Raw genomic sequence first — 12,751 nt, 5'->3', positions numbered from 1 at the left:
AAAGGGGCGATGAAATCATGTATTTTGATTTAACCGAGGAACAAGCGTTGATAAAGAAGATGATGCGTGATTTTGCGGAAGGCGAGGTTGCCCCGGGCGCAGATGAACGGGATCGCACAAAGCAATTTCCGGAGGATGTGTTCGATAAAATAACGAAGCTGGGAGTCATGGGCCTGCCTTTTCCCGAACAATATGGCGGCGGGGGAGCAGATACAATAAGCTTTGCTATCGCTGTAGAAGAATTAAGCCGGGTATGCGCATCCACGGGTATCACCTATTCTGCCCATATTTCGTTAGGCGGGGCACCCATCCATTTGTTCGGAACGCACGAGCAAAAGGAAAAATACTTAACCCCCCTATGTACAGGAGAATACTTGGGGGCGTTCGGGCTGACGGAACCGAATGCCGGTTCCGATGCAGGCGGAACCCGAACGACAGCGAAGCTGCATGGGGATCAGTGGATGATTTCCGGCTCCAAATGCTTTATTACCAATGCAAGCTTTGCCAAAAGCCTGGCGCTCACGGCCGTAACGGATCGCTCCAAAGGGACGGATGGAATCAGTGCGTTTATCGTGCCTACCGATGCGCCAGGATTTACAGTCCTTAGCAATTATGAAAAGATGGGTCTTCACGCTTCGAATACAACGGAGTTAGTTTTGGAAAATGTAACCGTTCCCAAAGAAAATCTCTTGGGGAAAGAAGGAAATGGATACAAGCAATTTTTGGCTACGCTTGACGGAGGGAGAATCGGGATCGGAGCCATGGCGGTCGGGATCGCGCAAGGAGCTTATGAAAAATCGCTCCAATATGCCAAAGTAAGAAAACAATTTGGCCACAGCTTATCTGCCTTTCAAGCCATCCAATTTAAACTGGCCGACATGGCCATGAATATTGAAATCGCACGCAACATGGTTTATAAAGCGGCATGGCTTAAGGATCAAGGAAGAGGATTTAAGAAGGAAGCGGCGATGGCCAAATTATTTGCTTCGGAAATATGTATGAAGGTGTGCGATCAAGCCGTTCAGATTCATGGCGGGTATGGTTATATGAAGGAATACCAGGTGGAGCGGTTCTTCCGGGACGCCAAGCTGTTAGAGATCGGGGAAGGAACTTCGGAGGTGCAACGAATGGTGATTGCACGCCAGATCGGCTGTTAAAGGGGATTGGTACTATGTTCAAAAAGATTCTAATCGCTAACCGGGGCGAAATTGCGGCTCGAGTGATCCGTACGTGCAAATCGCTGGGCATTGCCACCGTCAGCATATACTCGAAAGTGGATAAGGAAGCCCCTCATGTCACAATGGCGGATGAGGCCTACGAGTGCGGAAATCCCAGAGTAACCGATAGCTATTTAAAAATCGACAAAATTTTAGAAATCGCCCGTCTTTCAAAAGCGGATGCTATTCACCCCGGATACGGCCTTCTCTCGGAAAATGCCGAATTTGCCCGCCGCTGTGAGGAGGCCGGGATCGTATTCATCGGTCCATCCGCGGATGTCATCTCCCGCATGGGCAGTAAAATTGAATCCCGGAATAGCATGGAAAAAGCGGGTGTGCCTGTAGTCCCCGGCATTTCCTATCCATTAGCGGATGCGGAAGAAGCAGCACGGGAAGCCCATCGTATCGGCTATCCGGTCATGCTCAAGGCTTCGGCCGGCGGTGGCGGGATCGGCATGCAGATCGTTTATAACGAATCGGAAATGAAGCAAGCATTTGAAGGGAACCGGAAACGCGCCTCTGATTTCTTCGGAGACGGGGCCATGTATATAGAGAAGGTTGTGGAAAATCCCCGGCACATCGAAATTCAGATTTTGGCCGATTCCTATGGGAATACAGTCCACTTAGGGGAACGGGAGTGCTCCATTCAACGCCGTCATCAAAAAGTAGTGGAGGAAGCCCCTTCTGCCTATTTGGACGAACTCACGAGAAGCAAAATGGGAGAAGCGGCTGTAAGGGCGGCTCAATCCATCGGCTACCGGAATGCAGGAACCATCGAGTTTTTGGTTGACGGGAATAAAAATTTCTATTTCCTTGAAATGAATACTCGTCTACAGGTGGAGCATACGATTACAGAAGAGATTACCGGCTTGGACTTGGTTGCAGAGCAATTGCGAATTGCGGCCGGACATTGCTTGAATTTTGGCCAATCCGCTGTGACACGAGACGGTCATGCGATTGAAGTGCGAATTTATGCGGAAGATCCGAAGACGTTCTTCCCATCACCGGGAGTGATCACGAAGTTGGCTATACCTGAAGGAGACGGAATCCGCCATGAGTTGGCTGTACATGATGGTTCCATGGTCACTCCTTTCTATGATCCGATGATTGCTAAGCTCATAGTCAAAGGGAAGGATCGCGACGAAGCGATTGACCGGCTTCAACAGGCGCTGGCCGATTATCAGGTCGAGGGCATCAAAACGAACATCCCGATGCTCCAAGAAGTCATCGCGCATCCCGCATTCCGTTCAGGCGATACGACAACGAGTTTCGTTGCGAAGTATGTACTAGAAAAGACATGACATGACGAAGCCTCGGCGAGCTTCCGGAAGGCTATTCGTAGAACAGGAGGTTATTCAGATGAGCAAAATCGTGGCGGTTATGGCGGGGAATGTGTATCAAATTCTTGTCAAGCCTGGGGACCAAGTCGAAGCGGGACAAAACGTGGTCGTGTTGGAATCGATGAAAATGGAGATCGCGATCACGGTTGGTTCCGGCGGGACGGTGAAGGAAGTAATCGTGAGCGAAGGCGACTTTGTTAATGAAGGAGATCTATTGATCGAGCTCGAGTAAACGTATGCTGGGGGTTGGGGAGATGAACTGGCCGGCGAGTGTGACGATCAAAGAGGTTGGGCCGAGGGATGGATTACAGAATGAGAAGGTCTTTGTGCCAACAGAGGATAAAATCGCTTGGATCAACCAATTGTCCGGCACCGGACTCAAATCCATTGAAATCACTTCGTTCGTGAATCCCAAGTGGATCCCGGCGCTGGCCGATGCCGCTGAAGTTGCGGCAGGAATTGAACGGATGCCTGGCATCCGTTATTCCGCTCTCGTTCCGAATCGTCAAGGTCTGGAGCGGGCGCTGGAAGCCGATGTGGATGAAGCAGCCGTCTTTATGTCCGCCAGCGAAACTCATAATCTTAGGAACATAAACAAGTCTATTCGCGTTACCTTTCCTATGCTAAGAGAAGTGGCGCAAGAAGCGCTTGCTGCAGGAAAGTCAGTCCGCGGTTATGTGTCAACCGTCTTCGGTTGTCCCTATGAAGGTCCTGTGTCCATCGACGAGGTGATCCGGGTGTCGGACACGTTGTTCGAAATGGGGATTGGCGAGTTATCTCTCGGGGATACGATTGGCATTGCAAATCCGAAGCAGGTGCAAGAGGTATTGGATATTCTTTTGGAGCGTTTTGATGCCAACAAATTAGCCCTGCACTTTCACGATACGCGCGGGACGGCTCTGGCAAACATTCTGGTGTCTATGGATATGGGGATCACGACGTTCGATGCCTCGGTCGGCGGTTTGGGCGGATGCCCGTATGCGCCGGGGGCCTCGGGCAATGTGGCTTCGGACGATTTGCTTTACATGCTGGATGCGATGGGGATTCGCACGGGGGTAAATCAGGAAAAGCTGCTCTCTGCGGCCCGTTTTATTCAGGAAAAGATAGGGAGGGAGTTGCCAAGCCGCAATCTTCAGGCCGGCAGCTCGAACGGATAGGCAGACTCATGATTCGGTTCAGGGAAGGAGGGGGAGCATGGAAAAAGCCGTATTGGTCTCTGACATGGGAAATGGAATTGTGCTCATGACGTTAAACCGGCCGGAAGCCGCCAATGCGCTATCGATACAGATGCTGGAACAATTGCGGGATGCGGCTGCGGCATGTAAATTTGACCGGTCTGTTCGCTGTATCGTGGTCACAGGGGCAGGAGAGAAAGCTTTTTGCGCAGGCGCCGATTTAAAAGAGCGCGCGGGAATGGACATGAACCGGGTGCGGAGGACGGTGACTATGATCCGCGAGACTGTCAATGATGTAGAAGCCCTGCCCCAGCCTGTCATTGCCGCCGTGAACGGAGCCGCTGTGGGCGGGGGAATGGAATTGGCGTTGGCATGTGACATTCGGATCGCTTCCGACACGGCAGCATTCGCCCTTGCGGAGACTTCGCTAGGGATTATTCCAGGCGCAGGCGGAACGCAGCGGTTGCCGAGGATGATCGGGAAGGGGCGCGCCAAAGAGCTCATTTTCACGGCAAGAACAATCGATGCCAACGAGGCAAGGGACATGGGAGTGGTAGAGGTTGTCACGCCGCCTGAATCCCTTCTCGATAAAGCACTGGAAATATCAGGTAACATTGTTCGAAATGCTCCTATCGCCGTGGCGCAGGCCAAGTTCGCCATCGATAAGGGATATGATGCGGATCTGAGCACCGGGCTTGCGATTGAGCAACATGCCTATGACGTCACGATTCCGACAAAGGATCGCTCGGAAGGACTGCAGGCGTTCAAAGAGAAGCGTCCCCCCATATTTAAGGGCGAGTAACAAGCATGTTGGAGATAAGGAGGAATAGGGGATGTCCATGGAAATTAATCGGGAGGAGCTGCAGGAACGCAGTTCACGGATCCGCCAAGGGGGGACGCCGGCTTATCATCAAAAGAATGCGGAGCGAGGAAAACGATTTGTTCGCGACCGGTTGAAGCTATTGTTAGATCCGGGTTTCGAGCTGGAGGATGCGTTATTTGCCAACTGCGCGGCGGAAGACCTTCCGGCGGATGGCGTGGTTACGGCGATTGGCAAGATTAACGGGAGAATCGTCTGTGTGATGGCCAATGATTCCACCGTAAAAGCCGGTTCTTGGGGATCGCGTACGGTAGAGAAGATCATTCGCATACAAGAGACGGCAGAGAAAATGAGAGTGCCGTTGATCTACCTCGTGGATTCAGCAGGCGCTCGCATTACGGACCAGGTCGAGATGTTCCCCGGCAGGCGCGGGGCGGGCCGCATTTTTTACAATCAGGTCAAATTGTCGGGTAAAATTCCTCAAATCTGCCTGCTCTTTGGGCCTTCGGCTGCAGGCGGAGCATACATTCCGGCATTTTGCGATATCGTGATTATGGTGGACGGAAATGCATCCATGTATCTCGGTTCCCCGCGGATGGCGGAGATGGTTATCGGAGAAAAGGTGACGTTAGAAGAAATGGGCGGGGCGCGCATGCATTGCTCGGTCTCCGGATGCGGCGATGTGCTGGCCAACAACGAAGAAGAAGCCATTTCGATGGCACGACAATATCTCTCCTATTTTCCCGCCAACTTTTCAGAAAAACCGCCGGTCGTGGAAGCAGCGGCACCTCAATACTTTGAGCAATCATTAGAAGAAATCATCCCGTCCAATCAGAATGCGCCGTTTAATATGTATGACTTGATTGACCGGATTATTGACAGGGGCTCGTTCTTTGAGATGAAGAAGCTGTTTGCCGCCGAACTGATCACGGGATTGGCCCGAATAAACGGAAGAACGGTCGGGATTATTGCCAATCAGCCGCGGGTAAAAGGAGGCGTGCTGTTTCACGATTCGGCGGATAAGGCCGCTCGATTTATTACCCTTTGCGATGCGTTTCATATCCCGCTTCTGTTTCTCGCCGACGTTCCCGGTTTTATGATCGGCACCAAGGTGGAGCGGGCAGGAATTATCCGTCATGGCGCGAAAATGATTTCGGCCATGTCCGAAGCGAGCGTCCCCAAAATCTCGGTGATCGTCCGCAAAGCATACGGAGCAGGCCTGTATGCGATGGCTGGTCCTGCGTTTGAACCGGATTGCTGTCTCGCATTGCCAACGGCTCAAATTGCGGTGATGGGACCGGAGGCTGCGGTCAACGCCGTCTATGCGAATAAAATTGCTCAACTTCCGGAAAACGAGCGGGCCTCTTTTATTGCACAAGAGCGGGAGAAATATAAGCAGGATATTGATATTTACCGGCTGGCCTCCGAAATGATTATTGACGGGATTATTCCGGCCAATTCGTTGCGTGACGAGTTAGTGAATCGGTTCGAGGCTTATTCATCCAAGGTTGTCGTCTTCTCTGAGCGGAAGCATCCGGTATATCCGGTATAATTGGCTGGCATTTCCGAACAGCACCAAGCGTTTAGCGGCGCACGGTGCTGTTTTTTGCGTTGACAGCATATCATAATGTTGAGCCAGAGGATGAATGGTTTGGATGGATTACCACTTTGCCTATAGGGGAAGGAGGCAGATCCGGATCAGATGGATATTCGACAGCTTCATTATTTTACCGAAGTGGCCAAACATAAAAATTTTACAAAAGCTTCGCAGGTCCTGTTTGTTTCTCAGCCATCTATCAGCAAGATGATCAAAAGCCTCGAAGACGAATTGGGAGTTATTTTGCTTGATCGTTCAGAGAGGGAGGTTGTACTCACGGATACAGGACAGCTGGTTAACGAGAAGGCTTTAAAAATTTTGCAACAGCTAGAGGAGTTATCTTCTTCTGTTAATGAGCTGGTCCAAGTACAAAGGGGAAAAGTGAAGATGGGAATCATGCCTACAATCAGCGCATTGCTTTTCCCCAAAATAATTGCCGGGTTCAAGAAAAGATATCCCAGGATTGAGATTCAAATGGTAGAGTACAGTGCGAAACAGGTAGAGACGCAGATGGAGCAAGGAAAGATCGATTTTGGGGTTACGGTGTTGCCGGTGAACACTCGAATGTATCGAACGGTTCCGTTGTTAACGGAAGAGCTGGTTGTCATTGTAAGCAGCCGCCACTGGCTTGCCGGAAGAAAATCCGTCAGTTTGGTTGAATTAAAGAATGAGCCGTTTATCCTGTTCACCAAGGAATTCGCCCTTCATGACGTAGTGTGGCAAGGCTGCTTGCAGGCCGGGTTCGAACCCGAGGTAGCTCATATGACCTCCCTGTGGGATTTCTGCTGTGAGATGGTGGCGTCTCAATTAGGAATTTCATTGATCCCCCGATCGATGGCGAACCGTTTGCATCATCTTGCCGTTCATGCCGTTTCGATTTCCCATCCGGAGATTGCTTGGGAGTTGGCGCTTATTTATCCCCGGGATAAATACCTTTCTTATGCATCCCGAGAGTTAATTGCTTATATCCAGGCCAATCCGCCGAATCAGCCGGGATTATGAACATTCTGGTTCCATCATGACCCGACCAATCGTATTGTGCGTACAGCTCCGCTGGGGTGGTCGATCTGCTTAGTGATGTTTTTTATAACGAAGTTATCCTTTTGATATACTAAAAGCAACTAAACGGCATACATTCTGATCTGGCTTCGGCATCGGTTGGACAAGCTCCGATCAACCGCAGCTGTTGGGCGCTCAGAGCGGTGTACTTTGTTATGAAAGGTGATGACTATGGCACGCGTTTTGCTAATCAATGGAGGTTCCGAAGGACATATCAATCCAACTCTTGGTGTGGTTCAAGAGCTTATCCGACGTGGCGAAGAGGTGGTTTACTTTATCGCGGAACAATATCGTGATCGCGTCGAGCCAACGGGCGCAGAGGTGATCACATTCGATGGCGGCAAATTCGTGGAGGCGTTCCTTGCCGGAGGACGAGATCCTTGGGCACGAGTGGGGGGACTTTTGCGCACCGCTGACATCGTCATTCCCAGTGCCCTGGAGCAAATCAGAGGAGCGCGCTTTGACTATATCATTCATGACTCGATGTTCGGCTGCGGGCGGTTGCTTGCACAAATACTCGACCTGCCAGCAATCAATTCGTGCACGAGTTTTGCAATTCAACAAAACAGCTTTGACAATCTGCAAGATCACCTCTCGCGCCAATTCCCAGCAGACGTGAATGAACGTGCACAACAAGAGTTTCAACAACTGGTCAGTAACGTGCAATCAAGATACAAGGTGCAGATTAGCTCCGGCTACGAGGTTTTCTGCAATCCCGCGCCATTGACCATCGTCTACACGTCGAAACGCTTCCAACCCGATGGAGAAAGCTTCGATGGGACGTATAAGTTTGTTGGACCGTCAATCGTGCCGCGTTCTCACAGTCCATTTGATTTCTCTGATGTGGACACGGATCACCTGATTTACATCTCACTCGGTACGGTTTTCAATCAAGCAAAGGATTTTTACAAGCTCTGTTTTGCGGCGTTCGCCGAAACGAAGTACACTGTGATTTTATCCGTCGGCAGTCAAACCCAGATTGCGGAATTGGGAGACATCCCTGCGAATTTTATCGTTCGCAACTACGTGCCGCAACTCGAAGTACTGCAACATGCCAAATTGTTTATCACACACGGCGGCATGAACAGCACCAGTGAGGGCCTTTATTATGGAGTGCCGCTGATTGTACTTCCCCAAAGCGCTGATCAACCGATTGTGGCGCGACGTGTCGCTGAAATCAGTGTAGGCATTTACCTAAATCAAGAAGACTTAGTCGCGGGAGATCTCAGAGAGGCGGCGGAACGTGTGCTCCAAGATGCGTCAATTCGAAAGGCATGTGTTGAAATTGGCGATTCGTTCCGATCTGCGGGTGGGTATCATCGAGCCGTCGAGGAGATCTTCGCGTATAAACGAAGTCTAGGATTGAATGATTGATGGAAGTAACTGATATCGATAGCATATTAAAGGAACAAAAGCCGATTCTTCCTTCCTTAGAGTAGGAAAATCGGCTTTATATTTCCAAGAGGCCGGCTTGCTAATTGGACATTATGATTTCTAGGGGGAAGGTATGCCGAATTACGTCGGATCGGATGGATTCCCAAGTAAATTTCCATTTCTCGTTTTTAAAAATGGAAATACGCAATCCATTCAGTCTAAGTATTTTTTAGAAATATCGTGTTGCATATACGATTTTAGAATTATTCGGGAAGCCCAAGAATAGGCATATATTACACAAGATTCTTAATTAGACTCAAAATAATATAAGTAGTGTTATAAAAGTTACGGAGCATTGTAATTTTTCTAGAAATCTCATAATTATATACCAAAAGACCGATACAATTTTTACATAAAAGGAGGAGATATTTATGAGGAAAACAAAACAGAGGCAAACAAAACATGCGAAAGGAGTAAAAGTTCTCTTAAGTCTATTAATTGGTTTACAAGTGTTTAGTTATTCAAGTATTTCCTATGCTGCTACAAGCGAACTTAATGACATTGATGCCGGGATCGCAGGCCTAAATTATGATCGCAATGAAGTTTTGGCCGTAAATGGTGATCAAGTCAGTAGTTATGTTCCCAAAGAAGGCGTCCAGTCCAATGGTAAATTTATCGTGGTTGAACGGGAGAAAAAATCACTCACAACCTCGCCCGTAGATATTTCAATTATTGATTCGATCACGAATCGTACTTATCCAGGCGCAATACAGCTTGCAAATAAGGATTTTGCGGATAATCAGCCTAGTCTGGTTATGGCCGCGAGAAAACCATTAGATATTAGCATTGATCTGCCCGGGTTGAAGAGTGAAAATACAATTACCGTTCAAAATCCAACTTACAGCAGTGTTTCTAGTGCCGTTGATCAGCTCGTGTCGACTTGGGGTGAGAAGTATTCCGACACGCATACACTGCCTGCGAGATTACAGTACGCAGAATCCATGGTTTACAGCCAAAATCAAATTGCGACTGCACTGAATGTGAATTCTAAAGTGCTTAACGGTACGCTCGGAATCGACTTTAACGCGGTCATAAGCGGCGAGAAAAAAGTGATGATTGCTGCTTATAAGCAAATCTTTTATACCGTAAGCGCAGCGCTTCCTAACAATCCATCGGAATTGTTTGATGACAGTGTGACGTTTGCTGAATTAGTCCGTAAAGGGGTAAGTAATGAGGCTCCGCCACTGATGGTATCTAATGTAGCTTATGGAAGAACCATTTACGTGAAATTGGAGACGACCTCAAAGAGCAATGATGTACAAACAGCATTTAAATTATTGCTCAATAATCCGAGCATACAAGCTAGCGGACAGTACAAAGATATTTATGAAAACAGCTCGTTCACGGCTGTTGTATTAGGCGGCGATGCACAAACACATAACCAGGTCGTCACGAAAGACTTCAATGTCATCCAAAATGTTATCAAGGACAATGCAGAATTTAGCAGTAAGAATCCAGGTTACCCTATTTCTTATACCAGTGTCTTCTTGAAAGACAATTCCATAGCTGCGGTTCACAACAATACAGACTATATTGAGACGAAAACGACAGAATATTCGAAAGGTAAAATAACGCTTGATCATAGTGGTGCATATGTAGCTCAGTTTGAAGTAACTTGGGACGAGTTTACATTTGATGAAAATGGAAAAGAAATCATTACTCATAAAAATTGGGAAGGAAATTGGCAAGATAAAACAGCGCATTTCTCGACACAGATTCCACTTCCGCCTAATGCCAAGAACATAAAAATCTTTGCAAGAGAATGTACAGGTCTTGCCTGGGAATGGTGGAGAACAGTTGTAAATGAAACAAACGTTCCGTTATCCAGCAATATAAAAGTTTCGATTTGGGGAACAACGTTACATCCATCAGCATCCATTAGTCATGAATAGTCAGTTCAGAAAATCTTCCCATTCATTTGGGGAGATTTTCTTTTTGGTATCTATGATTTTCTCCACAAGGAGTACCTTCTTCATTTCTGCTTTCGTCAATGTCATTATCTCCTGTCCCATAGTAACAGTAGGGTAGGGTGACATTATCACAGAAGAACCAAACAATCGGAATAAAAATAGTTCTGGACTAATCGTTCCCGAATGTAGCTGCACACCGGCACTCGATATTGCAAAGCAATCAAGGATTCATTCTGGGAAGGCGTGCTTATTTAATTTTCTTAGGGCTTCCATCGAACCTTTTCGAATGAACGAGGCAATATAGATTGTAAGCTTACTAAGGAGGGCCCTTTTTTCATGAAAGACATCAATATTGAGCATTGGATGAACGGATGAAGGAGGGGGAGCCATCTGGATATCGAGTGATTTATGAATGGTCATTCCCCGGAATCTACCGCTCCGTTGTCTTTTTGATGACGGAAAAAAATGAAATCGAAGATGTAATGAACGAAATTTATTTTCAGCTGTGGCGGTCTTTCGCCATCTATTGTAGGGAATTGATGCGATTTTACAGGAATTTCGGCTCAATGAGTCCACCTTCCGAGAAATTGCTGCACAGCTACATCAATTTAGGCCCTTTTGAGCTAAGTTGAAGGGAAACGGGTGAAATTGCTGCCGTTGTGCAGGATTCCCTTTCTGCTGAAGACGTCCATATCGAATTGCTGTATTTTAGCAGGATTTTGCTTACCGAACAAGCTTACCGAATCGGCGTGTCTGGAACAATCGCGCAGTTATGCGGATTTCGCCTAGATGATGACTTCTTTACGTATGCAAGTAACCCCAAGATTTACAGCCGTATAGGCACGCGATCTTGGGGTTATATCAGGAATCACATTGTCAAATTACAAAAAACCTGTACTTTTTTATCCATGCAGATAAGAAAGTACAGGTTTTTGTATATGTCTAAACGGTCAATCGTTTTGAAAGGGATTGGTTAAACCTCCGAAAGTTTCTCATTCCAGAGCAAGCAACGACTAGTGCTATCGCATCACCATGTCGGCAATAGGGTAATCCGGCTGCATGCTTAATACTTGAATATTTCGACGCAGGCGGTTATAGCGCAGCGAGCAGTAATCCAGGTAATCATCCCCCGTATAATGACGCAGCAGGGCCCATACAGTCCACAACAAATCCTGGGCCATCATGTAACATTTGACCTTCATCAGATCATCCTGCGTGAACGTATTGCCGTAATAGGCTTCAAACAGTTGGTCAATCGCCTCTGCTGTCAAACGCGATTCGATGATATATGCGGCAATATCAAAGGCCGGATCGTTCATTCCGGAATATTCCCAATCTATCAAATAGACGCTGCCATTCCCATCTACGAGAAAATTCTCGGGAACCGTATCATTATGGCAAGGTACGGAAATTTCATTCTTGACATTCACTTGCATGAAACGAAGCAATTGTTCTTTTAAGGAGGCGTAGTCAAAAAACAACTCACCGTTGATCTGCGTGACAATGGTTTCATATTTGGCAAGTTCACTGAGCCAATCAAACTTGTTAGGGAAGTGCTTGGGACTACCGTGAATCTTCTTCAGTAAAGAAGAAACGGCCTGCAAGCTTTGCAAAGCCGAGGGGTCAGCCGCGGCAAGCGTTGTGCTATCGGGAATATACTTGCTGATCTTAATGCCGCTTTCCTCATCGAAATATATACATTCCGAATTCACGCCAAACTCCGAGGCGATGCCGTTGTTCACACGCTCGATCCTGCGGTCGATCATTTGATCTGTCAGGTTACCGGGCTTGCGAATCACATACTCCCTGCCGTGGATATTCATAATGTAGTTATAATTGGTCAACCCGCCCGCAAATCGAGATTTGTCAAAAACAATACGATCATCTTCAAAAAAAAGACGTAGTTTTTGCTGCACCAGGTCTTCCATATTCATTTGTTTGGTTAAAAAGTCGGTTAGAGGTTTCATGATGGCCTTTTCTCGGCATTCCATATGCATGCGTTAACATGGCACACATTTGCCGCACAGATTTTGCCACAATTATAACAAGATAGCTGGAAAAATTCAATGAAATGAACGAGGTTGAGGACGTTCTGGTTCTTGTGGTGCAAGAAAGACGTTTTTGTACCAGATTGTTGGTAAAGGGGGCATTAGAATACTAAAATCAGCTACTGAATCCTCCATAATAACGGGACGAACC

The 12,751-nt window shown here is 47.6% G+C and carries 10 protein-coding genes; 9 read left to right on the top strand and 1 reads right to left on the bottom strand.

The genetic code is table 11. The features are described 5' to 3' along the window. Nucleotides 1-17 precede the first annotated feature (17 nt). From DQX05_RS12920 to DQX05_RS12880, 9 genes are all read left to right on the top strand, one after another. Nucleotides 18-1,157 (top strand): acyl-CoA dehydrogenase, encoded by a 1,140-nt coding sequence (locus tag DQX05_RS12920; RefSeq protein WP_119794034.1) that lies wholly within the window; start codon nt 18-20, stop codon nt 1,155-1,157. 14 nt (nt 1,158-1,171) lie between these two features. Further along, nucleotides 1,172-2,518 carry an acetyl-CoA carboxylase biotin carboxylase subunit gene (locus DQX05_RS12915; protein WP_119794033.1) on the top strand — a complete coding sequence of 449 codons (1,347 nt, stop codon included), beginning with the start codon at nt 1,172-1,174 and terminating at the stop codon, nt 2,516-2,518. Nucleotides 2,519-2,576: 58 nt separating this feature from the next. Next, entirely contained in the window at nt 2,577-2,789 is a 213-nt protein-coding gene (locus DQX05_RS12910; protein ID WP_006677949.1) for an acetyl-CoA carboxylase biotin carboxyl carrier protein subunit, read from the top strand. Between the two features lie 22 nt (nt 2,790-2,811). Further along, on the top strand, nt 2,812-3,714 hold the full coding sequence (locus DQX05_RS12905; RefSeq protein ID WP_119794122.1) for a hydroxymethylglutaryl-CoA lyase: 903 nt from the start codon (nt 2,812-2,814) through the stop codon (nt 3,712-3,714). Between the two features lie 37 nt (nt 3,715-3,751). Beyond that, on the top strand, nt 3,752-4,534 hold the full coding sequence (locus tag DQX05_RS12900) for an enoyl-CoA hydratase (RefSeq protein WP_119794032.1): 783 nt from the start codon (nt 3,752-3,754) through the stop codon (nt 4,532-4,534). A gap of 31 nt (nt 4,535-4,565) precedes the next feature. Continuing rightward, nucleotides 4,566-6,104 carry an acyl-CoA carboxylase subunit beta gene (locus DQX05_RS12895; RefSeq protein ID WP_119794031.1) on the top strand — a complete coding sequence of 513 codons (1,539 nt, stop codon included), beginning with the start codon at nt 4,566-4,568 and terminating at the stop codon, nt 6,102-6,104. A 150-nt stretch (nt 6,105-6,254) separates the two neighbouring features. Further along, nucleotides 6,255-7,151, top strand: a complete 897-nt coding sequence (locus DQX05_RS12890; RefSeq protein WP_119794030.1) for a LysR family transcriptional regulator — start codon at nt 6,255-6,257, stop codon at nt 7,149-7,151. Nucleotides 7,152-7,379: 228 nt separating this feature from the next. Further along, complete coding sequence (locus DQX05_RS12885; RefSeq protein ID WP_119794029.1) at nt 7,380-8,582, top strand: macrolide family glycosyltransferase; 1,203 nt, start codon at nt 7,380-7,382, stop codon at nt 8,580-8,582. Nucleotides 8,583-9,013: 431 nt separating this feature from the next. Then, nucleotides 9,014-10,534 carry a thiol-activated cytolysin family protein gene (locus tag DQX05_RS12880; protein WP_119794028.1) on the top strand — a complete coding sequence of 507 codons (1,521 nt, stop codon included), beginning with the start codon at nt 9,014-9,016 and terminating at the stop codon, nt 10,532-10,534. Between the two features lie 1,037 nt (nt 10,535-11,571). On the opposite strand, the gene DQX05_RS12870 is transcribed toward DQX05_RS12880, so the two are convergent. Next, nucleotides 11,572-12,519: a choline kinase family protein gene (locus tag DQX05_RS12870; protein ID WP_119794027.1), complete on the bottom strand. Its 948-nt coding sequence runs from the start codon at nt 12,517-12,519 to the stop codon at nt 11,572-11,574. Between the last annotated feature and the right edge of the window lie 232 nt (nt 12,520-12,751).

It is taken from the genome of Paenibacillus thiaminolyticus (genome assembly GCF_003591545.1).
Lineage (GTDB): Bacteria > Bacillota > Bacilli > Paenibacillales > Paenibacillaceae > Paenibacillus_B > Paenibacillus_B thiaminolyticus_A.
The sequence above is the reverse complement of the archived record's forward strand: the minus strand, read 5'-3'. Positions and strand labels throughout refer to the sequence as shown.

Excerpts from the sequence above, each read along its gene's own strand:
- DQX05_RS12920 (WP_119794034.1), top strand. The coding sequence starts at position 18 with ATGTATTTTGATTTAACCGAGGAACAAGCGTTGATAAAGAAGATGATG.
- DQX05_RS12915 (WP_119794033.1), top strand. The coding sequence starts at position 1,172 with ATGTTCAAAAAGATTCTAATCGCTAACCGGGGCGAAATTGCGGCTCGA.
- DQX05_RS12910 (WP_006677949.1), top strand. The coding sequence starts at position 2,577 with ATGAGCAAAATCGTGGCGGTTATGGCGGGGAATGTGTATCAAATTCTT.
- DQX05_RS12905 (WP_119794122.1), top strand. The coding sequence starts at position 2,812 with ATGAACTGGCCGGCGAGTGTGACGATCAAAGAGGTTGGGCCGAGGGAT.
- DQX05_RS12900 (WP_119794032.1), top strand. The coding sequence starts at position 3,752 with ATGGAAAAAGCCGTATTGGTCTCTGACATGGGAAATGGAATTGTGCTC.
- DQX05_RS12895 (WP_119794031.1), top strand. The coding sequence starts at position 4,566 with ATGTCCATGGAAATTAATCGGGAGGAGCTGCAGGAACGCAGTTCACGG.
- DQX05_RS12890 (WP_119794030.1), top strand. The coding sequence starts at position 6,255 with ATGGATATTCGACAGCTTCATTATTTTACCGAAGTGGCCAAACATAAA.
- DQX05_RS12885 (WP_119794029.1), top strand. The coding sequence starts at position 7,380 with ATGGCACGCGTTTTGCTAATCAATGGAGGTTCCGAAGGACATATCAAT.
- DQX05_RS12880 (WP_119794028.1), top strand. The coding sequence starts at position 9,014 with ATGAGGAAAACAAAACAGAGGCAAACAAAACATGCGAAAGGAGTAAAA.
- DQX05_RS12870 (WP_119794027.1), bottom strand. The coding sequence starts at position 12,519 with ATGAAACCTCTAACCGACTTTTTAACCAAACAAATGAATATGGAAGAC.